The 22,942-nt window shown below is 61.0% G+C and carries 23 protein-coding genes and 1 tRNA gene; 16 read left to right on the top strand and 8 right to left on the bottom strand.

Features of this window, described 5'->3' with window-relative positions; translation table 11 throughout:
* The first annotated feature begins 18 nt into the window (after window positions 1-18).
* The 7 genes from hemA to QMY55_RS04025 all read left to right on the top strand — a co-directional run bounded on the left by hemA (window position 19) and on the right by QMY55_RS04025 (window position 7,822).
* Window positions 19-1,323 (top strand): glutamyl-tRNA reductase, encoded by a 1,305-nt coding sequence (gene hemA / locus QMY55_RS04055; RefSeq protein ID WP_283487421.1) that lies wholly within the window; start codon window positions 19-21, stop codon window positions 1,321-1,323.
* Between the two features lie 129 nt (window positions 1,324-1,452).
* Window positions 1,453-2,544, top strand: coding sequence for a peptide chain release factor 1 (gene prfA / locus QMY55_RS04050; RefSeq protein ID WP_283487420.1), 1,092 nt, complete (start codon window positions 1,453-1,455; stop codon window positions 2,542-2,544).
* 1 nt (window position 2,545) lies between these two features.
* Window positions 2,546-4,531, top strand: a complete 1,986-nt coding sequence (locus QMY55_RS04045) for a PEP/pyruvate-binding domain-containing protein (RefSeq protein WP_283487419.1) — start codon at window positions 2,546-2,548, stop codon at window positions 4,529-4,531.
* Between the two features lie 4 nt (window positions 4,532-4,535).
* Window positions 4,536-5,396 carry a peptide chain release factor N(5)-glutamine methyltransferase gene (prmC, locus tag QMY55_RS04040; RefSeq protein ID WP_283487418.1) on the top strand — a complete coding sequence of 287 codons (861 nt, stop codon included), beginning with the start codon at window positions 4,536-4,538 and terminating at the stop codon, window positions 5,394-5,396.
* A gap of 136 nt (window positions 5,397-5,532) precedes the next feature.
* Window positions 5,533-5,853 carry a Grx4 family monothiol glutaredoxin gene (gene grxD, locus QMY55_RS04035; protein WP_003058519.1) on the top strand — a complete coding sequence of 107 codons (321 nt, stop codon included), beginning with the start codon at window positions 5,533-5,535 and terminating at the stop codon, window positions 5,851-5,853.
* 33 nt (window positions 5,854-5,886) lie between these two features.
* Window positions 5,887-6,345 carry a ribonuclease HI family protein gene (locus tag QMY55_RS04030; protein WP_283487417.1) on the top strand — a complete coding sequence of 153 codons (459 nt, stop codon included), beginning with the start codon at window positions 5,887-5,889 and terminating at the stop codon, window positions 6,343-6,345.
* Window positions 6,346-6,442: 97 nt separating this feature from the next.
* Complete coding sequence (locus QMY55_RS04025; protein WP_283487416.1) at window positions 6,443-7,822, top strand: hemolysin family protein; 1,380 nt, start codon at window positions 6,443-6,445, stop codon at window positions 7,820-7,822.
* An 85-nt stretch (window positions 7,823-7,907) separates the two neighbouring features.
* On the opposite strand, the gene QMY55_RS04020 is transcribed toward QMY55_RS04025, so the two are convergent.
* Both QMY55_RS04020 and QMY55_RS04015 read right to left on the bottom strand, forming a co-directional pair.
* A complete protein-coding gene (locus QMY55_RS04020; RefSeq protein WP_283487415.1) occupies window positions 7,908-8,549 on the bottom strand; it encodes a lytic transglycosylase domain-containing protein in 642 nt (213 codons plus the stop codon).
* 12 nt (window positions 8,550-8,561) lie between these two features.
* Window positions 8,562-10,304 carry a proline--tRNA ligase gene (locus tag QMY55_RS04015; RefSeq protein WP_283487414.1) on the bottom strand — a complete coding sequence of 581 codons (1,743 nt, stop codon included), beginning with the start codon at window positions 10,302-10,304 and terminating at the stop codon, window positions 8,562-8,564.
* 94 nt (window positions 10,305-10,398) lie between these two features.
* On the opposite strand from QMY55_RS04015, the gene QMY55_RS04010 reads away from it, so the two are divergent.
* Window positions 10,399-11,103: an RNA pyrophosphohydrolase gene (locus QMY55_RS04010; RefSeq protein WP_087084995.1), complete on the top strand. Its 705-nt coding sequence runs from the start codon at window positions 10,399-10,401 to the stop codon at window positions 11,101-11,103.
* Between the two features lie 52 nt (window positions 11,104-11,155).
* On the opposite strand, the gene proB is transcribed toward QMY55_RS04010, so the two are convergent.
* The 4 genes from proB to rplU form a co-directional block, all read right to left on the bottom strand.
* Entirely contained in the window at window positions 11,156-12,295 is a 1,140-nt protein-coding gene (gene proB / locus QMY55_RS04005) for a glutamate 5-kinase (RefSeq protein ID WP_283487413.1), read from the bottom strand.
* A gap of 110 nt (window positions 12,296-12,405) precedes the next feature.
* On the bottom strand, window positions 12,406-13,521 hold the full coding sequence (gene cgtA, locus QMY55_RS04000; protein ID WP_283487412.1) for an Obg family GTPase CgtA: 1,116 nt from the start codon (window positions 13,519-13,521) through the stop codon (window positions 12,406-12,408).
* Window positions 13,522-13,676: 155 nt separating this feature from the next.
* Entirely contained in the window at window positions 13,677-13,934 is a 258-nt protein-coding gene (rpmA, locus tag QMY55_RS03995) for a 50S ribosomal protein L27 (protein WP_003058534.1), read from the bottom strand.
* A gap of 16 nt (window positions 13,935-13,950) precedes the next feature.
* Window positions 13,951-14,262, bottom strand: coding sequence for a 50S ribosomal protein L21 (gene rplU / locus QMY55_RS03990; RefSeq protein ID WP_003058536.1), 312 nt, complete (start codon window positions 14,260-14,262; stop codon window positions 13,951-13,953).
* 231 nt (window positions 14,263-14,493) lie between these two features.
* On the opposite strand from rplU, the gene QMY55_RS03985 reads away from it, so the two are divergent.
* The 8 genes from QMY55_RS03985 (at window position 14,494) to QMY55_RS03950 (ending at window position 21,301) form a co-directional block, all read left to right on the top strand.
* The gene (locus tag QMY55_RS03985) at window positions 14,494-15,423 is read left to right on the top strand and encodes a polyprenyl synthetase family protein (RefSeq protein ID WP_283487411.1); all 930 of its coding nucleotides are present in this window, start codon (window positions 14,494-14,496) and stop codon (window positions 15,421-15,423) included.
* Between the two features lie 39 nt (window positions 15,424-15,462).
* Window positions 15,463-15,539, top strand: a tRNA-Pro gene (locus QMY55_RS03980).
* A gap of 134 nt (window positions 15,540-15,673) precedes the next feature.
* The gene (gene pilB / locus QMY55_RS03975) at window positions 15,674-17,416 is read left to right on the top strand and encodes a type IV-A pilus assembly ATPase PilB (RefSeq protein ID WP_283487410.1); all 1,743 of its coding nucleotides are present in this window, start codon (window positions 15,674-15,676) and stop codon (window positions 17,414-17,416) included.
* Window positions 17,417-17,442: 26 nt separating this feature from the next.
* On the top strand, window positions 17,443-18,660 hold the full coding sequence (locus tag QMY55_RS03970; RefSeq protein WP_283487409.1) for a type II secretion system F family protein: 1,218 nt from the start codon (window positions 17,443-17,445) through the stop codon (window positions 18,658-18,660).
* The gene (locus QMY55_RS03965) at window positions 18,660-19,529 is read left to right on the top strand and encodes a prepilin peptidase (RefSeq protein ID WP_283487408.1); all 870 of its coding nucleotides are present in this window, start codon (window positions 18,660-18,662) and stop codon (window positions 19,527-19,529) included. Before QMY55_RS03970 ends, QMY55_RS03965 begins: the two co-directional genes overlap by 1 nt.
* Window positions 19,530-19,551: 22 nt before the next feature.
* The gene (gene coaE / locus QMY55_RS03960; RefSeq protein ID WP_283488878.1) at window positions 19,552-20,178 is read left to right on the top strand and encodes a dephospho-CoA kinase; all 627 of its coding nucleotides are present in this window, start codon (window positions 19,552-19,554) and stop codon (window positions 20,176-20,178) included.
* Between the two features lie 85 nt (window positions 20,179-20,263).
* Window positions 20,264-21,019: a cell division protein ZapD gene (zapD, locus tag QMY55_RS03955; RefSeq protein WP_283487407.1), complete on the top strand. Its 756-nt coding sequence runs from the start codon at window positions 20,264-20,266 to the stop codon at window positions 21,017-21,019.
* A gap of 72 nt (window positions 21,020-21,091) precedes the next feature.
* Window positions 21,092-21,301, top strand: coding sequence for a DNA gyrase inhibitor YacG (locus tag QMY55_RS03950; RefSeq protein WP_283487406.1), 210 nt, complete (start codon window positions 21,092-21,094; stop codon window positions 21,299-21,301).
* Between the two features lie 124 nt (window positions 21,302-21,425).
* Here QMY55_RS03950 and QMY55_RS03945 read toward each other — a convergent pair whose 3' ends face one another.
* Window positions 21,426-21,878 carry an NUDIX domain-containing protein gene (locus QMY55_RS03945; RefSeq protein WP_283488877.1) on the bottom strand — a complete coding sequence of 151 codons (453 nt, stop codon included), beginning with the start codon at window positions 21,876-21,878 and terminating at the stop codon, window positions 21,426-21,428.
* Between the two features lie 61 nt (window positions 21,879-21,939).
* Window positions 21,940-22,875, bottom strand: a complete 936-nt coding sequence (locus QMY55_RS03940; protein WP_283488876.1) for an ATP-binding protein — start codon at window positions 22,873-22,875, stop codon at window positions 21,940-21,942.
* Between the last annotated feature and the right edge of the window lie 67 nt (window positions 22,876-22,942).

The following is a 22,942-nucleotide window of genomic DNA, read 5'->3' as shown; positions in this document are numbered from 1 at the left end:
ATTTTATAATCGGCACTTATGGCAGTCTGGGCTCTAGGTATCAATCACCACACGGCTCCGCTCGATATGCGGGGCCGTTTTGCGTTCGCGCTCGATCAGATCGCGCCGACGCTGCAGGGTCTGCGCAGCTCTCTGAGCAGCTCCGGCAAAGCCCATGATGCTGTGGAGACCGCCATTCTCTCCACCTGCAACCGCACGGAAATCTACTGCGCCGCCAATGCGCCTGCCATGGAGCACACCGTGCACTGGCTGGCCAATAGCGGCGGCGTGACGCCCGAGCTGTTGCGCCAGCACTCCTATTTGCTGCAGGACGGCTCGGTCGCCCGCCATGCCTTCCGCGTCGCGTCGGGCCTGGACTCCATGGTGCTGGGCGAAGCCCAGATCCTCGGGCAGATGAAGAATGCCGTGCGCGCCGCCGAGACCGCGGGCGCTCTGGGCTCCACGCTGAACCAGCTGTTCCAGCGCAGCTTTGCCGTTGCCAAGGAGGTGCGCAGCTCCACCGAAATCGGCGCGCACTCGATTTCCATGGCTGCCGCCGCCGTGCGTCTGGCCGGTCAGCTGTTCGAAGACCTGACCAAGATCCGCGTGCTGTTTGTCGGCGCAGGCGAGATGATCGAGCTGGTCTCCACCCACTTTGCCGCACGCAACCCCAAGCAGATCACCATCGCCAACCGTACCATGGAGCGCGGCGAGAAGCTCGCGGCCCAATTCGGCGCCGGCACCATGCGTCTGGCCGATCTGCCAGAGCATCTGCACGAATACGACGCCATCATCAGCTGCACCGCCTCCACCCTGCCCATCATCGGCCTGGGAGCGGTGGAATCGGCACTCAAGAAGCGCAAACGCCGCCCCATCTTCATGGTCGATCTGGCCGTGCCACGCGATATCGAATCCGAGGTCAAGAACCTCAACGACGTCTATCTCTATACCGTGGACGATCTGGCAACCGTCGTGCGCACCGGTCAGGCCCAGCGCCAGGCCGCCGTGCAACAGGCCGAGGTCATCATCGACACCGGCGTGCAAAGCTTTATGCAATGGATGGACCAGCGCAAGCCCGTAGGCGGCTCGGTCTCGCTGATCCAGCAGGTCAACGCCCAGGCCGACGAATGGCGCGCGCTGGAGATTGCCCGTGCCAAAAAGCTGCTGGCCAAGGGCGAAGACATCGACACCGTGCTGGAAGCGCTCTCGCGCGGTCTCACACAGAAAATGCTGCACGGCACCATGGCCGAGCTGCACAAGGGTGGTGCCGAGGAGCGCGCCCAGACGGCCGATGCTGTCTCCCGCCTGTTCCTGCGCGCCAGCCGCAACTCCAGCAAGCTTTAGCGGCGCTCGCCCGCATGCCGCGCTTCCCTTCCCGCAGCGCCCGGGCCCGGTCGTGGCCTGAAGACTTTCCCTTCTCCTCCCCTTCAAGGAACATGCCGCCGCGCATATTCCCAGCCATTGGTAGACACCATGCAAGACTTTTTGCGCAACCAGCTAGAACGCTATGCCCAACGCCTGCAGGAGCTGGACTTCCTGCTCTCGCGCGAGGACATCATGGGCGACATGAAGCAGTACCGCGCCATCTCGCGCGAACATGCCGACGTGACGGCCATTGCCAGCCGCTACACCCGCTATCAGCAGACCGAGGCCGACGTCTCCGCTGCCCGCGAAATGCTCGCGGACTCCCAAGATTCGCCCGACATGGTTGAGATGGCGCAGGAGGAAATCGCCGGTGGCGAGCAGGAGCTGCTCAAGCTCGAAGCCGAGCTGCAGCGTCTGCTGCTGCCCAAGGACCCCGATGACGCTCGTCCCGCCTTCGTGGAAATCCGCGCCGGCACCGGCGGCGACGAATCCGCGCTGTTTGCCGGCGATCTGACCCGCATGTACACCCGCTATGCAGCCAACGTGGGCTGGAAAGTGGAAGTCATGAGCGCCAACGAGAATGAAATCGGTGGCTACAAGGAAGTGGTGCTGCGCATCGAGGGCGACAACGTCTACGGCGCGCTGCGCTTCGAGTCCGGCGGCCACCGCGTCCAGCGTGTGCCTGCCACCGAAACCCAGGGCCGCATCCACACCAGCGCCTGCACCGTGGCCGTGATGCCCGAGCCCGACGAGGCCGAGGCCATCACCCTCAACCCCGCCGATCTGCGCATAGACACTTTCCGCGCCAGCGGTGCAGGTGGTCAGCACATCAACAAGACCGACTCCGCCGTGCGCGTGGTCCACCTGCCTACCGGCATCGTCGCCGAATGCCAGGACGGCCGCAGCCAGCACAGCAACAAGGCCAAGGCTCTGCAGGTGCTGCAGGCCCGCATCCAGGAAAAAGAGCGCAGCGAGCGCGCCGCCAAGGAAGCGGCCATGCGCAAAGGTCTGATAGGCTCTGGCGACCGCAGTGACCGCATCCGCACCTACAACTTCCCGCAAGGCCGCCTGACCGACCACCGCATCAACCTCACGCTATACAAGCTGCTGGCCGTGATGGAAGGCGATCTGGGCGACGTGATCGAAGCCCTGCAACATGCCCGCGAAGCCGAACTGCTTGCCGAACTAGAGACCCATTGATATGAGACGACTGCTGCCAGACCTGGGCACCCTGCTGCTTTCCTGCACCCTGCTGACAGCCTTCCTCAGCCCTGCCCATGCACTGGTGGTGCGCAAGCCCTCGGCTTATGACTCCGGCGCAGGCAGCCCGGTCGATGCCAGCGGCAACCGCACCTCTCCCGCCAGCCTCGGCCTTCTGGGCAACCGTGCGGACTTTGACCGTCTGGCCCGCGTCTATGACGCCGGCAGCGCCAACGCCATGCCGCATCTGCTGTTTGTCATCGACCGTCAAAGCAAGCCCGCCAAGATCTATTTCATCAACACACCGCGTTACGCCTTTCACGAAGATTTCCTGCATGCCAAGCATCTGCTGCCACCGGGCAAACAGGCGCTCAACCGCAATTACCGCGAGCCCGACCGACGCTTTATCCTGGGCACGCTGAGCTGGCAGCCCATGCTCAAGGACTACAGCTATGAGTTCTGGGAAGGCGACCAACTGACCCCGCAGCTGCTGCAGACCACGGCCAACGCGCTCAAGACCAGCTTCTTCGCCCCGGTACGCTTCAAGGCCAACTCCACCTTGCATGAGGCCGTCGCCCAGACCGCCGGTATCGAAGCCGTAACCCAGGCGCAGTTGCTGGGCTCGCAGACTTTCCTGCCTTTGAACCAGGGCCGAGCCACGGGTCGGCTGCGCATTTTGTCTGCGGCAGAAGCAGTCAGCGATCTGAAACCGCAGGACATCGTCCTGTTGCGCGAAGTTCCCATCAGCCTACCCCCGGTTGCCGGCATAGTCACGGAGCGCCCTTCCACCGTGCTTTCCCACGTCAACCTGCTGGCCCGCGGCTGGGGCATACCCAATGCCTATGTGCAGGAAGCCGCCGAGCAATATGCACCGTTCAACGGCCAATGGGTACATATCGATGTTCAGCCCTCTGGCATGCAACTGCGCGCTGCCACCGATGCCGAGCGTCAGGCCGCCGAGAAGAATTTCCAGAACAAGCCCGCCAATGGTAATCGCGTGCTCATCAAGCCTGATCTGAAGCGCAGCGACTTGATTCCACTGACCAGCCTGCGCAGCACAGACCGCCAGCGCTGCGGGGCCAAGGCCGCCAACCTGGGGGAAATTCAGTCGGCCAGGCTGGCCGATGTGATCGTGCCCGATGGTTTTTGCATTCCCTTTGCCGCCTATGCCGACTTCATGCGCGGCAACGGCCTGGCAGAACGCATTGCCCGCATGCGCCAGCAGCCCGGTTTTGCTACAGATGCAGGAGTTCGCAGGCAGGCCCTGTCTGCGCTGCAGGCCGAAATCGAACAATGGCCTGTTAGTCCGCCGGTCGCAGACGCCTGGGCCAAGCGTTGGGCCAGCCAGCTGGGCAGCCAGGGCGTATTTGTGCGCAGCTCCTCAAGCTCCGAAGACCTTCCCGGCTTCAGCGGCGCGGGTCTCTACACCACCGTCCCCAATGTGCGCAGCAGCGCCGATCTGGCAGCAGCCGTGCGCAAGGTCTGGGCCTCGGTCTACAACTTCGAGGCCTGGGAAGCCCGCCAGGCCGCGGGCATTGACGACCAGCAGGTTGTCATGTCCGTCTTTGTGCAGAAGGCCGTGGACTCCACGGCTTCGGGCGTGATGATCACGCGCGACCCGTTTGATGCCGCCCGCCGCTACGCCAGCTATATCGCCGCCAAGCGTGGCATAGGCATACGCGTGGTGGAAGGCAAGCGAGTCGCAGAGCAAATCCTCTATAACAGCCGCAGCAAGGCCGTGCAGGTGCTCAACCGCTCCGATGACAACGTGGCTCTGCAACTCGACAACGCAGGCGGCGTGCGCGAAGTACCCGTGGCCGCCGGCCGCGCCGTTCTCAGCGATGAACTGGTGCAGCGCCTGGCCCGCGCCGGTGCCGGCATCAAGCAGCGCTTTGGCGGCAGGGATCAGGATATTGAATGGGCCGTGCAGGGCGATCAGCTCATCATCCTGCAGTCGCGCCCCTTTATCTCGGCGCCCGGTCGTTAAGAACATGACAGAGATCATCACTCCCAGCCCGCTCAACGTGGCTCAGGCACTTGCACAAGCCGCCCGCCAAGGCATAGCTCGTGTCGATGCACAGATGCTGCTGCTACATTTAGTGCAGCAGCCAGCGCATGCCCGTGCCTGGCTTATCACGCATGACACCGATATTCTGAGCACCGAGCAGCAGCAACGCTGGGAGCAATTGTGCGCCCTGCGCCAGCAAGGCACACCCGTTGCCTATCTGACCGGAAACAAGGAGTTCTACGGCCTGAATCTGGCCGTGGACAGCCGTGTGCTGGATCCGCGCCCCGATACCGAGACCCTGGTGGACTGGGCGCTGGAACTGATGCCCGAGAACCGGCCCCTGCGTGCTGTCGATCTGGGCACCGGCAGCGGCGCCATTGCTCTGGCATTGCAAAGCCAGCGCCCTACCGCGCAGGTCTTCGCTGTCGACGCCAGTGCCGATGCACTGGCCGTCGCCCAAAGCAATGCCCGGCAGCTGAAACTGCCAGTGCAGTTTGCCCATGGCAGTTGGCTGGAGCCACTGGCTGGCCAGGCTGCCTTCGATCTGGTGATCAGCAACCCTCCCTATATCCGCTCGGATGACCCCCACCTGGCCGCCCTCACCCATGAGCCGCTTTCGGCACTGGCCAGCGGAGCGGACGGACTGCAAGATATCCGTGCCATCATCAGTCAGACCCCTCAGGTGCTCAAGGCCGGTGGCTGGCTCATCTTCGAGCATGGCTGGGATCAGGCCGATGATGTGACCCAACTGATGCGCGAGGCAGGCTTTGTCCAGGTGCAGCACCGAAGAGACCTCGCAGGCATAGAACGCTGCACCGGCGGCCAATGGCCCGGCAAGGCTTGAAATTCCGTCAGGCAGCCTCAGCTAAGACCGCACAGGATTTCTTCACATTTCCTCACACCGCCGCATTGCTTGCAGACGGTGAAATAATCACAGACATCGCGGCTGGTACCGCCATTTCCAAAATCCGGAGCCCACTATGAGCAACACCCAACAACGCATCGACGACCTGGTCAAGAACAACGACATCCTGCTGTTCATGAAGGGCAACGCCAGCTTCCCTCAGTGCGGCTTCTCGGGCCGTGCCATCCAGATCCTCAAGGCCTGCGGCGTGGATGCCAAGTCCATCGCCACCGTGAACGTGCTGGAAGACCAGGAAATCCGCCAGGGCATCAAGGACTACAGCCAGTGGCCCACGATTCCCCAGCTCTACATCAAGGGCGAATTCATCGGTGGCTCGGACATCATGATGGAGATGTACGAATCGGGCGAGCTGCAGCAAGTGCTGGCCGCCAAGTAAGCCGCATCCCGTCTGCAAGCCACCGGCACCCCGGTGGCTTTTTTCATGCCGCCCCCCAAACCCATTCCCCCTCACCACTGCTGCATCCATATCGATGGCAGTGCCCTGCCCAACCCCGGCCCCATGAGCCTGGGCGTGTTGCTGCAGCTGCCCGACGGCAGCCGCCATACGCTGTCGCAGAATCTGCACCGCAGCGGCTGCAACAACGAAGCCGAGCTGCGGGCCCTGATGGCCGCCCTGACGCTGGCACGCGATCTCGGCGCGCGCAGCCTGACCGTGCGCACCGACTCCCAGGTGCTGCTGGAGCAGCTCGGCCCGCCCACGGCCAAGCCGGCGCGGCCCATCGCCCGGCTCGCCACGCTGTTCGAGGCCGCCCGTGCGCAGATGCAGGGCTTTGACGAGCTGGTGCTGCAATGGGTGCCCAGACACCGCAACACCGAGGCCGATGCGCTGGCACGCATGGCCCATTCGGCAGCCGCGCTTCAGTCCTGAAGCCAGTACGGCTGCCTGCCACAGGCTTTATGTGGTCGAATAGAGACTCCTTGATAACCGGCCGCAGGCACGTCGACGTGCCGCAGCAGCCCTGCCTATGAGTGTGTCCCAAAGCCTTGCGGTGATTGTTCTGCTGATTCTGCTCAGCGCCTTTTTCTCTGTGGCGGAGATTTCTCTGGCCGCCTCGCGTCGCCTGCGCCTGCGCCAGATGGCCGACGACGGCAATGAGGGAGCCGAGCATGCGCTGCGCGTACAGGAGCAGCCGGGCGAATATTTCACCGTGGTGCAAGTGGGGCAGAATGCCGTCGCCATACTCGGCGGCATCGTCGGCGAGGGGGCGTTCAGCCCTGCGCTGACCGAGTTCTTCTCGATCTGGTTCTCGCCCAGCCTCTCTGCAACCCTCGGCTTCCTGCTCTCGTTTTTCATAGTCACCTCGGCCTTCATCCTGCTGGCCGACCTGTTGCCGCGCCGCATCAGCATGAACGAGCCCGAGCGCTACGTGGTGCGCGTGCTCGCCCCCATGCGCTGGTTTGTGGTGATCTTCAAGCCCATCATCTGGTTCTACAACCTCGCGACCGACGCCTTGTTTCGCCTGCTGGGCCTGCCCGCCACGCGCGACGAGCGCATCACCAGCGACGACATCCTGGCCATGACCGAAGCGGGCACCAAGGCCGGCGTGCTGGCCGCCCGCGAGCAGCAGGTGATTGCCAATGTCTTCGAGCTGGACTCGCGCACCGTGGCCTCGGCCATGACCCAGCGCGACAGCGTGGCCTTTTTCTACCGCGACGACAGCGATGCCATCATCCGCGCCCGCATTGCCGAGGAGCCCTTCTCCACCTACCCGGTCTGCGACGGCGATATCGACCATGTAATCGGCTATGTGGACGCCAAGGACCTGTTTCAGCGCGCGCTCAACAACCAGCCGCTGTCGCTCAGCGACGACAGCCTGATCCGCAAGGTGCTCATCGTGCCCGACCGCCTGACGCTGGCCGAGGTGCTGGAGCAGTTCCGCATGGTGCATGAAGACTTTGCCGTCATCGTCAACGAATACAGCCTGGTCGTGGGCGTGGTGACGCTCAACGACGTGATGAGCACGGTGATGGGCGACCTGGTGGGCCCGGCCGACGAGGAGCAGATCATCCGCCGCGACGAGCATTCCTGGCTGATCGACGGCATCACGCCCATCGAGGACGTGATGCGTGTGCTGCATCTGGACGATATGCCACATGACGACGAGTACGAAACGCTGGCCGGCTTTCTCATGGTCATGCTGCGCCGCGTGCCGCGACGCACGGACACCGTGAACTGGAACCACTACAAGTTCGAGGTGCTGGACGTGGACAGCTACCGTATCGACCAGGTCATGGTCACACGCATGTCCACAGACGCGGCAGAGTCAGCGGCCCCGGCGGCCGCTGCCGCAGCCAAGGTACAGAGCTCGGCCATATCAGCCAAAGACTCCTCGAACCATAGCTGACAGCGCTTGACTCCCCTGGATTTCAAGCCTTTTCGAGCATAAAAAAGCGAGCCTGAGGCTCGCTTTTCGCATGAAAGCTGGGTACTCAGACCGAACGCGGCTCTTCAATCAGCCAACGCCTTTGTGCGCCAAAGACCGCATTCGGATACTGGGGCTGCCCACGGCTGCCGTTGTAGCGGCCCAGGGCCATATAGGCATCGCCTTTTTCCCGGTCCAGGTAATGACGCAGGATCACGCAGCCAAAGCGCAGATTGGTCTGCATGTGAAACAGCTTGCCCGAGTCTCCATCGCCAATCAGACGCATCCAGAACGGCATGATCTGCATATAGCCTCGCGCGCCCACACTGGAGATCGCGTACTTGCGAAAGCCGCTTTCTACCTGAACCAGGCCCATGACCATGGATACATCGAGACCCGCGCGCTTGGCTTCATACCAGACGGTCTGCAAAAACTCGCGCCGCACCTGCGGGTCGGGCTTGCGTTTGGCCAGTTTGTCGCTGCAGGCCACCAGCCAGCGCAGATAGCTCATGCGAGACTCGGTGGAGATGAACTCCAGCTCGGGAGGCGCCCCCGATCCAGCCACGGCAGCACTCATGGCGCTACGCACAGAGTCGGCCAGCGGCTCTTCCAGCTGTCCTCCAGCCCAGGCCGCTTGCGGCAGCAGCCAGCCCGCCGACGGCAGGGCTAGCGAAGCGGCAGCGAGACAGGAACGTCTGTTGAGCAACATGGAAGCAGAAGCTTACAAGCCCAGGCGGCTCTTGAGGTGACCCAGCACCTCATTCGTCGCCAGCTTTGTGGCTTCCGTGTCACGGCGCTGCTGGTACTCGAGCACGCCTTCCTTCAGGCCACGGTCACCCAGCACCACGCGGTGGGGCACGCCGATCAGCTCCCAGTCGGCCAGCATGGCACCGGGGCGCTCGTCGCGGTCGTCGAGGATCACGTCCACGCCAAGTGCCAGCAGCTCGCCATAGAGCTTCTCGGCCTCGGTCTTCACGGCCTCGCTGCGACCCATGCCGATGGGGCAGATCACCACGGTGAACGGCGCAATCGCATCGGGCCAGATCATGCCGCGCTCATCGTGGTTCTGCTCCACGGCAGCGGCGGGCAGGCGGGTCACGCCAATGCCGTAGCAACCCATCTCGAAGTGCTGGGGCTTGCCGTTGTCGCCGAGGAAGGTAGCGTCCATGGCCTTGGAGTACTTCGTGCCCAGATAGAATACGTGGCCGATTTCAATGCCGCGCTCGATCGCCAGTTCGCCCGCGCCGTCGGGCGAGCGATCGCCAGCCACCACATTGCGCAGATCCGCCACCACGGCGGGCTCGGGCAGGTCGCGGCCGAAGTTCACGCCGGTGATGTGGAAGTCTTCCTCATTGGCACCGCAGACCCAGTCGGCCATCACGGCCACGTCGCGGTCCACCACGATGTTCACGGGCTTCTTGAGGCCGATGGGGCCCAGATAACCGGGCTTGGCACCGAAGTGCTCCTCGATCTCGCCTACGGTCGCGAAACGGAAGCCCGCCAGGCCTTCAACCTTGCCGACCTTGATCTCGTTCATCTCGTGATCACCGCGCAGCAGCAACAGCCACACCTGCGACTTGACGATCAGACCCTTGTCGTCGAGCTCGTCCGTGGCCAGCACCAGCGACTTCACTGTCTGCGCCAGGGGCAGGCCCAGCTGCTCGGCCACGGCTTCGCAGGTGCTGTTGCCGGGTGTGGCGACCTTTTGCATGGCCTGGGCGGCGGCAGGACGAGCCTGGGTGGGCGCCAGGCTCTCGGCCTTCTCGATATTGGCAGCGTAGTCGCTGTTCGGGCAGTAGACGATGGCGTCCTCGCCCGTGGAAGCGATGACCTGGAACTCTTCGCTCAGATCGCCGCCGATGGCGCCCGAGTCGGCACGCACGGCGCGGTACTGCAGGCCGAAGCGGTCGAAGATGCGCTTGTAGGCTTCGCGCATGGTCTGGTAGCTGATCTGGGCCGCATCACGATCCTTGTCGAAGGAATAGGCGTCCTTCATGATGAACTCGCGACCGCGCATCAGGCCGAAGCGGGGACGGCGCTCGTCGCGGAACTTGGTCTGGATCTGGTAGAGGTTCTTGGGCAGCTGCTTGTAGCTCTTGAACTCCTGGCGCGCGATATCGGTAACCACCTCTTCGGAAGTGGGCTGGATCACGAAATCACGGCCATGGCGATCCTGGATACGCAGCAGCTCGGGGCCCATCTTCTCGAAACGGCCGGTTTCCTGCCACAGCTCGGCAGGCTGCACCACGGGCATGGTGGTTTCGATGGCGCCGGCGCGGTTCATTTCCTCGCGCACGATGGCCTCGACCTTGCGGATCACGCGCAGGCCCATGGGCATGTAGTTGTAAATGCCAGCACCCAGCTTTTTGATCATGCCAGCCCGCATCATGAGCTTGTGGCTGACCACTTCGGCGTCGGCCGGAGCTTCTTTCAGGGTGGAGATGAGAAATTGGGAGGCTTTCATGGAACTGGCAATTCAGTGGAAATAGGCATGGCCCGCTTGTCGATCACAAGGGGCCATGCATAATGAACACAATTCAAAAATTTGGGGTTTGATTATGCTTGACCGGGACGGATTTCGCCCGAACGTCGGCATCATCCTGCTCAACCAAAGAAACCAGGTGTTCTGGGGAAAACGCATTCGCACCCACAGCTGGCAGTTTCCGCAAGGTGGCATTGATCGGGGTGAGACACCCGAGCAAGCCATGTTCCGCGAGCTGCACGAGGAAGTGGGGCTGAAGCCCAATCACGTTCGCGTGGTTGCCCGCACCAGGGACTGGTTGCGCTACGAGGTGCCAGACAGGTACATCCGCCGCGACGCGCGCGGGCATTACAAAGGCCAGAAGCAGATATGGTTTTTGCTTCAACTGGTCGGGCATGACTGGGACTTGAACCTGCGTGCCACCGACCACCCTGAGTTCGATGCCTGGCGCTGGAATGACTACTGGGTTCCTCTGGATGTGGTGGTCGAATTCAAACGCGGCGTCTATGAAATGGCGCTGACCGAGCTGGCGCGCTTTCTGCCGCGCGGCGAGCAGCAGCGCAACCGCTATCTTCGCAGCGGCATGCGGCCGCGCGATCAGGAGGCAGGCCAGGCCACCGGCGGCACTCCCCATCCGGGGCAGCACCATCAGGTCATGTACCCTGCCCGCACAGGGAGCTTTCGCATCAACCCCGGCATAGAGCTGCCGCCCGGCGCCAGTTTTGACCCGGACCCGCAGACCGGCATAGACAATCCGCCCGATCACAAGCCTCTACAATGAAAAAAGCCGTAATGCCTCACAGCATTACGGCTTTTTTGGTGACGGCTGGTGCTCAGTGTCCTGCCACCACCATATTGTCGCGGTGCATCATTTCGGGACCTGCCGAGTAGCCCAACAGCGATTCAATCTCCGAGGAGCTCTTGCGGCACAGCAGCCGCGCTTCCGCGCTGGCATAGCTGGCCAGGCCACGGGCGATCTCGACACCGTCCTCATCACGCACGGCAATCACTTCGCCGCGCGAAAAATCGCCGTCCACAGCGATCATGCCGATGGGCAGCAGGCTCTTGCCTTCATCACGCAGCTTGGAGACGGCACCCGCATCCACGGTCACCGAGCCGCGCAGCTGCAGATGGTCGGCAATCCACTGCTTGCGCGCCTGCATTTTGTGCGTGTTGGCAACCAGCAGCGTGCCTATGGACTCGCCACGCGTCAGGCGCAGCAGCACGTCTTTCTCACGCCCCCAGGCGATCACGGTGGAAGCACCGGAGCCCGCCGCACGCTTGGCCGCCAGAATCTTGGTGATCATGCCGCCCGTACCGATGGACAGGCCCGCGCCGCCGGCCATCGCCTCCAGCTCGGGGTTGCCGGCTTCGGCCACGTCGATGAACCGGGCATCGGGATTCTTGCGCGGATCGGCGCTATAGAGGCCGCGCTGATCGGTCAGTATGACCAGGGCATCGGCCTCGACCAGATTGGCCACCAGCGCGCCCAGGGTGTCGTTGTCGCCGAAGCGGATCTCATCGATCACCACCGTGTCGTTCTCGTTGATGACGGGCACCACGCCCAGTTGCAGCAGCGTCAGCAGCGTGGTGCGGGCGTTCAGATAGCGCTCGCGATCGGCCAGATCCGCATGAGTCAGCAGCACCTGGGCGCTGGGCACGCCTTCGCCGCGCAGCTTGGTCTCGTACATCTGGGCCAGCCCCATCTGACCGACGGCAGCAGCGGCCTGCAGCTCATGCACCTCGGTCGGACGCGTGGCCCAGCCCAGACGCTTCATGCCTTCGGCAATGGCGCCACTGGAGACCATGATGACTTCGCGCTTGATGCCATCCTCACCATGCACCAAGGCCGCCAGCTGGCGGCTCCACTCCTGAATGGCAGCCTCATCCAGCCCTCGACCTTCATTGGTCACCAGGCTGGAGCCGACTTTGACGACGATGCGACGGGCATCACGCAACACGTTGGAAGACATGAGAATCTACAGTGTTTTAGGCCTCTAACGCTTATAAGGAAAGCGCAAGCAGCTATTAAATTCAAAGCAAAACAGCGCACCAAGTGCGCTGCTGGTTCATAGCCCCAAGCTTATTCCGGATCCTGGGGGGCAAAACGCGGATCGGTCATATCCAGACCAGAATCCTCGCCTCCCGCAAAACGAGGGTCAACCTCCTTGGGAGCCTGCTCCGCCAGTTGCTGGTTGTGCACATGCTCGAAGATCTTGCGAATCAACGGCTCGCAGCCTTCACGGGTCAGCGCCGAGATCTCAAAGACAGGTCCCTTCCACTTGAAGCGCTTGACGAAATCCTTGACCCTGGCCTCACGCTCCTCTTCGGGAACCATGTCCAGCTTGTTGAGCACCAGCCAGCGCGGCTTGTCATAGAGCTCGGCGTCGTACTTCTTGAGCTCGCCCACAATCGCCCTGGCCTGCTCGACCGGATCCACACCCTCGTCGAAAGGCGCAATGTCCACGATATGCAGCAACAGACGCGTGCGCTGCAGATGGCGCAGGAACTGGTGACCCAGGCCCGCACCTTCGGAGGCTCCCTCGATCAGACCGGGGATATCGGCTACCACAAAGCTCTGCTCGGCAGCCACGCGCACCACACCCAGATTGGGGTGCAGAGTGGTAAAGGGATAGTCGGCAATCTTGGGACGTGCATTGGACACGGCCGTGATGAAAGTGGACTTGCCCGCATTGGGCATGCCCAGCAGACCCACGTCGGCCAGCACCTTGAGTTCCAGCTTGAGGCTGCGGCGTTCGCCGGGATAGCCGGGAGTCTTCTGGCGTGGAGCACGGTTGATGGCGCTCTTGAAACGCAGATTGCCAAAACCGCCATCGCCGCCCTTGGCAATGGTGATGATCTCACCAGGCTCTAGCAGCTCGAACAGCACTTCGCCGGTATCGGCATCGCTGATGATGGTGCCCACAGGCATGTTCAGCGTGATGTCGGCACCCGCAGCCCCGAACATGTCGGAGCCCATGCCATGCTGGCCGCGCTTGGCTTCGTGGCGGCGCGAATAGCGGTAGTCCACCAAGGTGTTCAGATTTACATCGGCCACGGCGAAAACGTGACCGCCACGGCCACCGTCACCACCGTCGGGGCCGCCAAATTCCTTGTATTTTTCGTGCCGGAAAGACACGCAACCATTGCCGCCGTCACCGGCTGCAATGTCGATAAAAGCTTCGTCAACAAACTTCATGAGGCATCCAGTCTACTAAATCAGTGTGCACCAGAGCCCCGGGCCACACTTGAGTGCTCTATTACCATGCCCCATCTGCCAGAAATCTGCGGCCTGGAGCCTTTTCAAACAACAAAGCCCCGACAAGTCGGGGCTTTGTGTGAGTCAAATACGACTTATGCAGCCGTGATGTTGACTGTTTGCTTGGACAGAGCGCCCTTCACACCGAACGACACGTGGCCGTCAACCAATGCAAACAGGGTGTGATCCTTGCCCACGCCAACGTTCTCACCGGGGTGGAACTTGGTGCCGCGCTGACGCACGATGATGGAACCAGCTGTCACCAGCTCGCCACCAAAGGCCTTCACACCCAGCATTTTTGGCTTGGAATCACGTCCGTTGCGCGTAGAGCCGCCGCCTTTTTTCTGTGCCATGTCTAGCTCCTAAAAATTAAGCAGCAATCGCCACGATTTGCAGTTCGGTGAACTGCTGACGATGGCCTTGGCGCTTTTGATAGTGCTTACGGCGACGCATCTTGAAGATGTGCACCTTGTCGTGCTTGCCATGAGCAACCACGGTTGCCTTCACAGATGCGCCGGACACCAGGGGTGCACCGACCTTGATTTCAGCGCCGTTGCCGACGGCCAAAACTTGGTCGATCACGATTTCCTGGCCTACGTCCGCAGCAATCTGTTCTACCTTGATCTTTTCGCCAGCTGCAACGCGATACTGCTTGCCGCCGGTTTTTATGACTGCGTACATGAAAACCTCTAAAGTTTGAGAGTTCTGCGAAATGATTTCCACAGAGCCGTAGATTCTAGCACGCATGGATTTTTTTCGCTTTTATTCCCCCACAGTGTTCACTGGAGCATGCCGGCACTTGCTGCTCTGAGAAGAGCTGCATCTTTCTATAATCGCAAGTCCACTTGGCGGTTCATCACCTTGACTACAGAAATTTCCACATCCAATCCGCTTGCCCTGATCGCAGACGACATGCGTGAAGTGGATCGTGTCATTGCTCAGCGACTGACAACCAGCGTTCCCTTGATTGGTCAAATCTCTCAGTACATCATCGCAGCAGGCGGCAAGCGTCTTCGCCCAGCCCTGCTGCTCATGATCTGCGGCGCCCTGGGCTACAAAGGCCATCACAAGTACATTCTTGCCGCCGTGGTGGAACTGATCCATACCGCAACCCTACTGCACGACGATGTAGTGGACGAGTCCACATTGCGCCGCGGCCGCCCCACAGCCAACGAGACCTTTGGCAATCCTGCCAGCGTGCTGGTTGGCGACTTTCTTCACACCCGCTCCTTCCAGATGATGGTGGAAGTGGGCAGTATGCGCGTGCTGAAGATCCTGTCCGATGCCACCAACGTCATCGCAGAAGGCGAAGTGCAGCAACTGATCAACACGCATGATGCCTCGCTGGATGAAGCCGGCTACCTGCATGTCATCCGTTCCAAGACTGCACAGCTCTTCGAAGCCAGTGCTCAGCTGGCAGCCGTTTTGGCAGATGCATCCCCCGAAGTCGAGCAAGCCTGCGCCACCTACGGTCAGGCACTGGGCACGGCCTTTCAGATCATCGACGATGTGCTGGATTACACCGGCAACGCCCAGGAAATGGGCAAGAACCTTGGTGATGACCTGCGCGAAGGCAAATGTACACTCCCTCTGATTGCGGCCATGCAGCGCGGCACACCCGAGCAGGCGACCATCGTTCGCAATGCTATCGAGCAGGGCTCCACCGACCAGCTTGATGCAGTGGTCGAGATCGTGCGCAGCACAGGCGCCCTGGACATTGCACGTGCAGCGGCACATGACGAGGCACAGCGCGCCATCGACTCCTTGGCGGCACTGCCAGACAACGAACACACGGCAAGTTTGCTACAATTGGCCTCTCAACTTTTGGAGCGCCGCACCTGAAGCTACAGGTGCGCAAAGGTGCTCAGCGATAAAAGTTTGCGGGGTGTAGCTTAGCCTGGTAGAGCGCTACGTTCGGGACGTAGAGGCCGGAGGTTCGAATCCTCTCACCCCGACCACTTCCTCCTCTACCCTCTTTTATTGAGCCAATGCAATGGCGTTGCATCAAGGCCAGTCATGGGAGCTTGTGCGCATCTGAATTCCCTGTAGCAATGGTAGGATCACCCTTCCTTGTCCTACAGAGCTTGCTTACATGGCTGCTGCCGATTCGCTGCAAAAAACCCCTCCAGCACCCATCGCTATCCCCGGCCTGGGTCGTGCGCTGATCTCTGCTGGCAAGGTTTCACAGCAAGCGGCCGAAGCTGCTGCAAAAAAAGCTGCCAGCAGCAAAACCCCGTTTATTTCGGAGCTCAGTCAATCCGGCGAAATCAGCGCCTTGGAAATCGCCGAGACGATCTCCACCATGTTCAGCACACCTTTGCTGGACCTGAACGCCGTGGATGTCTCGCAGCTGCCGCGCGAACTGTTGGATCCCAAGATCAGCAGCAGCTATCGCGTCCTGGCCCTGAGCAAGCGTGGCAACCGATTGACGGTTGCCACCGCCGACCCCACGCAGCAGGAAGCGGCCGAGCAGATCAAGTTCACCACCCAGCTGTTCGTGGACTGGGTAGTCGTTGAAGCCGACAAGCTGCACAAGCTCATTGACCAAGCTGGAAAAAGTGTCGGTGAATCCCTCGATACCTACCCCAGCTCCGACGATTTCGACTTTGATGACGTCAAGATCGAAGATGCTCCCGAGGAAAAAGACAACGCCATCGGAGCCGATGTAGAGGATGCGCCTGTCGTCAAGTTTCTGCACAAGATGCTGCTTGACGCCTTCAACATGCGGGCATCTGACCTGCACTTCGAGCCCTATGAGCACCAGTATCGCGTGCGCTTCCGTATTGACGGCGAGTTGCGCGAAATCACCTCCCCGCCCATCGCCATCAAGGACAAGCTGGCTTCTCGCATCAAGGTGATCTCACGCCTCGATATTTCCGAAAAGCGTGTGCCCCAGGACGGCCGCATGAAGCTCAAGGTTGGCCCGGATCGGGTCATCGACTTTCGCGTCAGCACTTTGCCCACCTTGTTTGGCGAGAAGATCGTGATCCGTATTCTGGATCCCAGCTCCGCCAAGATGGGCATTGATGCCCTGGGCTATGAGCCCGAGGAAAAGGAACGCCTGCTGTCGGCTATCAAGCGCCCTTACGGCATGATTCTGGTCACAGGCCCCACAGGTTCCGGCAAGACCGTGTCGCTCTATACCTGCCTGAACCTGCTCAATCAGCCCGGTGTGAACATTGCGACCGCAGAAGACCCTTCCGAAATCAATATGCCGGGGGTCAACCAGGTCAATGTGAACGAAAAGGCCGGTCTGACCTTTGCGGCGGCTCTCAAGTCCTTTCTGCGTCAGGATCCGGACATCATCATGGTGGGTGAAATTCGGGATCTGGAAACCGCCGACATTTCCATCAAGGCTGCGCAGACCGGCCACCTGGTGCTGTCAACGCTGCACACCAACGACGCCCCGACAACGCTCACGCGCATGCGCAATATGGGCATTGCGCCCTTCAATATTGCATCCAGCGTGATTCTGATCACGGCCCAGCGGCTGGCGAGACGTTTGTGCTCGCAGTGCAAGCAGCCGGCCGATATACCGCATGAAGCCTTGATCGATGCCGGCTATAGCGAGGACGAAGTGGATGGCAGCTGGGTGAGTTACAAGCCCGTAGGTTGCGCCGCCTGCAACAATGGCTACAAGGGACGTGTTGGTATCTATCAGGTCATGCCCATCAGCGAGGAAATTCAGCGCATCATTTTGCGCGACGGCAGTGCGCTAGAAATCGCCGCACAAGCCAAGGCCGAAGGTGTACGCTCTCTGCGCGAATCCGGTCTGCACAAAGTGAAATTAGGCCTGACATCACTCGAAGAAGTGCTGGCCGTCACCAACGAGTAAAAACATAAGATCAGCGAGGGAATGCCATGGCGACTGCAGCGTCCAGCGGTATCAAGGAGTTCGTCTTCGAGTGGGAAGGCAAGGACAGGCACGGCAAGATCGTGCGCGGAGAAACCAGGGCTGGTGGTGAAAACCAGATCCAGGCCATGCTGCGCCGCCAGGGCGTCACGCCCTCCAAGATCAAAAAGCGCAAGACCCGCAGCGGCAAGAAGATCAAGCCCAAGGACATTGCCCTGTTCACGCGCCAACTGGCCACCATGATGAAAGCTGGTGTGCCGCTGCTGCAGGCCTTCGACATCGTGGGCCGTGGCAACAACAATCCCAGCGTCACCAAGCTGCTCAATGACATCCGCTCGGATGTGGAAACCGGCACGTCCCTGAGTTCGGCTTTCCGCAAGTTCCCTCTGTACTTCAACAGCCTTTACTGCAACCTCGTGGAAGCGGGTGAAGCCGCCGGTATCCTGGAGTCTCTGCTGGATCGCCTGGCCACCTATATGGAAAAGACGGAGAACATCAAGTCCAAGATCAAATCGGCATTGATGTACCCCACTTCGGTGGTCGTCGTGGCTTTCATCGTGGTGACCATCATCATGATTTTCGTGATTCCGGCCTTCAAGGAGGTCTTTACCTCCTTTGGTGCCGATCTTCCCGCCCCCACCTTGATCGTCATGGGCATCAGTGACTATTTTGTGCAGTACTGGTGGCTGATCTTCGGCATTCTGGGTGGCGGCATCTACTTCTTCATGCAGGCCTGGAAACGCAATGAACGCGTACAGCAGTTCATGGACCGCACCATGCTCAAGGTGCCCGTCTTCGGCGTACTGATCGAGAAGTCCTGTGTAGCGCGCTGGACGCGCACCTTGTCCACCATGTTTGCAGCCGGTGTGCCACTGGTCGAAGCCTTGGACTCCGTCGGCGGAGCTTCGGGCAATTACATCTACCGGAATGCCACGGAGAAGATCCAACAGGAGGTTTCCACGGGCACCAGCCTGACCGTGGCCATGGTCAATGCCAACATCTTCCCCTCCATGGTGATCCAGATGTGCGCCATCGGCGAAGAATCCGGCTCCATCGACCACATGCTGGGCAAGGCTGCCGACTTCTTTGAAGAAGAAGTGGACGATATGGTAGCCGGCCTTTCCAGCCTGATGGAGCCCATCATCATCGTTTTCCTGGGTACGCTGATCGGCGGCATTGTCGTGTCCATGTATCTGCCCATCTTCAAACTGGGCCAAGTCGTCTGATGATTTCCGAAGTCGCAACAAACGCCGCCATGGGTGGCGTGCTGGGTCTGCTGATTGGCAGCTTCCTCAATGTTGTCATCCATCGCCTGCCCCGCATGATGGAGCAGGAATGGAATGCCGAAGGCGCGCAATGGGCCGAGGAACAAAAGGAAAAAGGCGCAAAAATCCAGCTGCCTCCCGCAGCAGATCCCATCACACTCAGCACACCTCGCTCACGCTGCCCCCACTGCGGTCACCAGATTGCCTGGTACGAGAACATCCCCGTGTTCAGCTACCTGTTTCTGCGCGGGCGCTGCGCAAAATGCAAGAAGCCGATCAGCCTGCGCTACCCCGTGGTGGAACTGGCATGCGCAGCACTTTTCGCCTTTTGCCTGAGCCGTGATGGCCTGACCCCCACGGGCTTTGCCTGGTGCGGCTTCAGCGCGGCGCTGCTGGCACTGGCTCTGATTGACTGGGACACCACCTTTTTACCGGATTCCATCACCCTGCCCTTGCTCTGGGCCGGACTGATCGCCTCGGCTCTGCAATGGACTGCAGTGCCATTGGCGCAGTCGCTTTGGGGCGCTGTGGCAGGATATATGTCGCTGTGGCTGATTTTCTGGGCTTTCAAACTTGCCACTGGCAAAGAAGGCATGGGTTATGGTGACTTCAAGCTGTTTGCTGCCTTGGGCGCATGGTTTGGCTGGCAGGCACTGATTCCCATCATTCTGATGGCTTCGGTGGTAGGTGCCGTTATTGGCATTGCGCTCAAGATCAACAGCAAGCTGCGCGAAGGTGGCTATGTCCCCTTTGGCCCATTTCTGGCAGGTGGCGGCTTTGTCAGCCTGATCTGGGGCCCTCAGGCCGTGTTGAGCTTAGCCGGACTCTGAGCAGCTACCCATAAGCATGCAAATGGCAGCAGCGACATCAGCCCAGCCCTTTCGCCTCGGCCTGACCGGCGGCATTGGCAGCGGCAAAAGCACCGTGGGCATGCGCCTGGCCCAGCGCGGCGCCGCGTTGATCGATGCCGATGCCATTTCCCGTAGCCTTACAGCGGCAGGCGGTGCCGCACTGCCCGTCATCGCACAGGTTTTTGGTAACGATTTGATTGCCGGGGATGGCGCTCTCAACCGCCCCCGCATGCGCGAGCTGGTGTTTGCCAATACCCAGACTCGCCAGCAACTCGAGAGCATCCTCCACCCTCTGATCGCCGAACAAACCCGGCAGCAATATGCGGCAGCCGTGGCGACCGGCTGCAAGCTGGTGGTGCATGACATTCCCCTGCTGGTCGAGTCCGGCCGCTGGCGCCAGGACCTCGATGGTGTACTCGTCGTCGATTGCCGCGAGAGCACCCAGGTGGAACGTGTCATGGCCCGCAATGGCCTGAGCGTCGATGCCGTACGGTCCATCATGCATGCCCAGGCCAGCCGCGCGCAGCGCCTGGCCGCGGCCGACTGGGTGCTCTACAACGATGAGGGCGTCACGATCGAAGCTCTCGACGCATTTACAGACCAAATCGCTGCATGGTTCGGGCTATGATGCGCGCATGGCTTGGCCTGTGCGTGTGATCGCCGCATGTGCACGTTAACCGCTGTTCCTGTGTGCACCAAGGAGCCCAGCAAGCGTGATCCTGTACGAATATCCATTTAACGAGCGTCTTAGAACCTATCTGCGTCTGGAGCAGTTGTATCGCCGTCTGAGCGAACTGCTGACGCGCGCGCACGCGGTCGATCACCACTTCACGCTGACCACCATCTTCGAGATCATGGAGGTGGCGTCACGCAGCGACCTCAGGGCCGATGTGCTCAAGGATCTGGAGCGCCAGAAAACCCTGCTGGAAGTGCTGCGCGACAACCCCGATATCTCCCAGCACATGCTGCACCAGGTGGCGCGGCAGGTCGAGCACTGCTTCAAGATCATCAACGAGCAGACCGGCCGCACCGGCCAGGCACTGACGGAAAACGAATGGCTGATGTCCATTCGCAGCCGCCTGGGCATTCCTGGCGGCACCTGCAGCTTTGACCTGCCGGCCTACCATGCCTGGCTCAATATGGACCCGCGCTATCGCCAGCGCGATCTGGAAGACTGGGCCGCAGAGCTGATGCCGCTGGGCCAGTCGCTGGAGCTGATCCTGCAATTGCTGCGCGAGACAGGGGTTCCCCAGCGCGTGGCGGCCGAGCAGGGCATTTTTCAGCAGGCCATGCCAGCGGGGCGCAGCTTTCAGTTGCTGCGCCTGCGCATAGCGCCGCACCTGAATCTGGTGCCCGAGATCAGTGGCAACCGCCTGCTGGTGTCCGTGCGACTACTCAAGATGGAAAGCGGCAGCAAGCCTCAGCCCTGCACCGAGGACGCCTCGTTCGAACTCACCCTGTGCGCCTGATCTTTGCCTGATCCGCACCCGCATCAAACTCCGCACTGCGCGCGCATTTTCCGCCTGTGATACATCTACGCCATGAGTACTGACAAGCCATCGCCAACCATGGTGACATGCCCCACCTGTGGCGGCCCCAGCGTTTTTGCGCCGAGCAACAAATTCCGCCCCTTCTGCAGCGAACGCTGCCGCAATATCGACTTGGGCGCCTGGGCCAATGAAGAGTTCCGCGTTCCTGCGCAGACACCGCCAGAGGACGCACCTTTCGGTGACCCCAAAACCGAGCCCTGATTCGGGCATTCACCAAAATGGAGCGCCTTGCGCTTGCCAGTCATGCAACTTCAGCCGATTCATCACTGAAGTCACTATCTGGCAAGCGCAAGGCGCTCTTCTTTTGCAAGTCTCTAGCCGAAGCTCAGGCTGGCTGATGCTCCTCGTAGTACCGGGCATCAAAGCTCAGCCCCCGCTCTTCGCTGAGCCACTGCAGCACAGGGTAGGAACCGGGCAGCACCGGATGCACATCCAGCGGCAGCTGTTGCCAGGCCATTTTCTGGCCCTCGCGCATCTCGAAATTCCCTGTCCACTCGGTTACCTTGCACCAGTGCAAACGCACCAGCGCATGCGGATAGTCATGCTCGGTGATCTTCCAGGCAATGGCCGCGCCTATGGTCACGCCCAGCTCTTCGATCAGCTCACGGCGCAGCGCCTGCTCCACGGTCTCGCCCTCTTCCAGCTTGCCGCCAGGAAACTCCCAGTAGCCCGCATAGGGCTTGCCCGCAGGACGGCTGGTAATCAGCAGCGCTCCATCGGATTCGCGCAGCAGCACGCCCACCGCCACTTCGGTATGTTTGCGCACAGGCTTGGCCATGTTTTCAGCAGTCACTTTCAGTCTTTCTCATCAATAAGGTGGCAAGGCGTGGTGCAGAGCTCTATTCCAGATCCGCCTCTTCGGCCAAGCCATGCACATCGGCAATGCGTGCAATGCCGGACGCGGGGCGCTCTGCACGGCCCGCATAGTCGCGTGCAAACTGGTGGGCCACGCGGCCGCTGCGCGAGCCACGCTCCAGCGCCCAGACCAGAGCCTCGGGCCTTGCTGCCTCGATCGTGGCCTCGTCCATGCCCAGAGCCGACAGCCACTGCGCCACAACGCGCAGGTACTCGTCCTGACTGAAAGGATAGAAGCTCACCCACAAGCCAAAGCGCTCGGACAGGGAAATCTTCTCCTCCACCACCTCGCCGGGATGGATCTCACCGTTCTCGCCCTTGGATTGGGTCAGGTTGTCCGTCATGTACTCGGGCAGCAGATGACGGCGGTTGCTGGTCGCGTAGACCAGGACGTTCGGCGTGGCAGCCGAGACGGAGCCGTCCAGCATGGACTTCATGGCCTTGTAGCCGGGCTCGCCTTCTTCGAAGCTCAGGTCGTCGCAATAGATGATGAACTTCTCGCTCCGGCCCGCCACCACGTCAACGATATCGGGCAGATCGGTCAGATCGACCTTGTCCACTTCGATCAGACGCAGGCCCTGGGGTGCATAGCTGTGCAGGCAGGCGCGGATCAGCGAAGACTTGCCCGTACCGCGCGCGCCCGTGAGCAGCACGTTGTTGGCCGTGCGACCGCTGACAAACTGCTCGGTGTTGCGTGCAATCTTTTCCTTTTGCACATCGATGTTCTGCAGATCGGAAAGCTGCATGGCACCCACATGGCGCACCGGCTCCAGCACACCGCAGCCATTGGAGCGCTTGCGGTAGCGCCAGGCAATGGCGTCATTCCAGTCGGCAGGCGCTTGCAGGGGCTGAGGCAGCACGGATTCGATGCGCTGCATCAATTGCTCGGCACGCTCGACCAAGCGCTCCAAAGGGTTCATCACATCTTGCACGGCAGTATCTCCATCTGTTTTTATAGCTGCCTGCGCTTGGTATTGATTGGTTTCA

This window comes from Comamonas resistens, assembly GCF_030064165.1.
GTDB classification, from domain to species: domain Bacteria; phylum Pseudomonadota; class Gammaproteobacteria; order Burkholderiales; family Burkholderiaceae_C; genus Comamonas; species Comamonas resistens.
The sequence above is the reverse complement of the archived record's forward strand: the minus strand, read 5'-3'. Positions and strand labels throughout refer to the sequence as shown.

Coding starts and splice junctions, on each gene's coding strand:
- QMY55_RS03945 (WP_283488877.1), bottom strand. CDS start 21,878: ATGGCCAAGCCTGTGCGCAAACATACCGAAGTGGCGGTGGGCGTGCTG.
- QMY55_RS03985 (WP_283487411.1), top strand. CDS start 14,494: ATGCGTGAAGTGGATCGTGTCATTGCTCAGCGACTGACAACCAGCGTT.
- QMY55_RS04045 (WP_283487419.1), top strand. CDS start 2,546: ATGAGACGACTGCTGCCAGACCTGGGCACCCTGCTGCTTTCCTGCACC.
- cgtA (WP_283487412.1), bottom strand. CDS start 13,521: ATGAAGTTTGTTGACGAAGCTTTTATCGACATTGCAGCCGGTGACGGC.
- QMY55_RS03965 (WP_283487408.1), top strand. CDS start 18,660: ATGATTTCCGAAGTCGCAACAAACGCCGCCATGGGTGGCGTGCTGGGT.
- QMY55_RS04020 (WP_283487415.1), bottom strand. CDS start 8,549: ATGTTGCTCAACAGACGTTCCTGTCTCGCTGCCGCTTCGCTAGCCCTG.
- coaE (WP_283488878.1), top strand. CDS start 19,552: ATGGCAGCAGCGACATCAGCCCAGCCCTTTCGCCTCGGCCTGACCGGC.
- proB (WP_283487413.1), bottom strand. CDS start 12,295: ATGTCTTCCAACGTGTTGCGTGATGCCCGTCGCATCGTCGTCAAAGTC.
- QMY55_RS03940 (WP_283488876.1), bottom strand. CDS start 22,875: ATGAACCCTTTGGAGCGCTTGGTCGAGCGTGCCGAGCAATTGATGCAG.
- QMY55_RS04025 (WP_283487416.1), top strand. CDS start 6,443: ATGAGTGTGTCCCAAAGCCTTGCGGTGATTGTTCTGCTGATTCTGCTC.
- pilB (WP_283487410.1), top strand. CDS start 15,674: ATGGCTGCTGCCGATTCGCTGCAAAAAACCCCTCCAGCACCCATCGCT.
- prfA (WP_283487420.1), top strand. CDS start 1,453: ATGCAAGACTTTTTGCGCAACCAGCTAGAACGCTATGCCCAACGCCTG.
- hemA (WP_283487421.1), top strand. CDS start 19: ATGGCAGTCTGGGCTCTAGGTATCAATCACCACACGGCTCCGCTCGAT.
- QMY55_RS04010 (WP_087084995.1), top strand. CDS start 10,399: ATGCTTGACCGGGACGGATTTCGCCCGAACGTCGGCATCATCCTGCTC.
- QMY55_RS04015 (WP_283487414.1), bottom strand. CDS start 10,304: ATGAAAGCCTCCCAATTTCTCATCTCCACCCTGAAAGAAGCTCCGGCC.
- QMY55_RS03950 (WP_283487406.1), top strand. CDS start 21,092: ATGAGTACTGACAAGCCATCGCCAACCATGGTGACATGCCCCACCTGT.
- prmC (WP_283487418.1), top strand. CDS start 4,536: ATGACAGAGATCATCACTCCCAGCCCGCTCAACGTGGCTCAGGCACTT.
- grxD (WP_003058519.1), top strand. CDS start 5,533: ATGAGCAACACCCAACAACGCATCGACGACCTGGTCAAGAACAACGAC.
- rpmA (WP_003058534.1), bottom strand. CDS start 13,934: ATGGCACAGAAAAAAGGCGGCGGCTCTACGCGCAACGGACGTGATTCC.
- QMY55_RS03970 (WP_283487409.1), top strand. CDS start 17,443: ATGGCGACTGCAGCGTCCAGCGGTATCAAGGAGTTCGTCTTCGAGTGG.
- rplU (WP_003058536.1), bottom strand. CDS start 14,262: ATGTACGCAGTCATAAAAACCGGCGGCAAGCAGTATCGCGTTGCAGCT.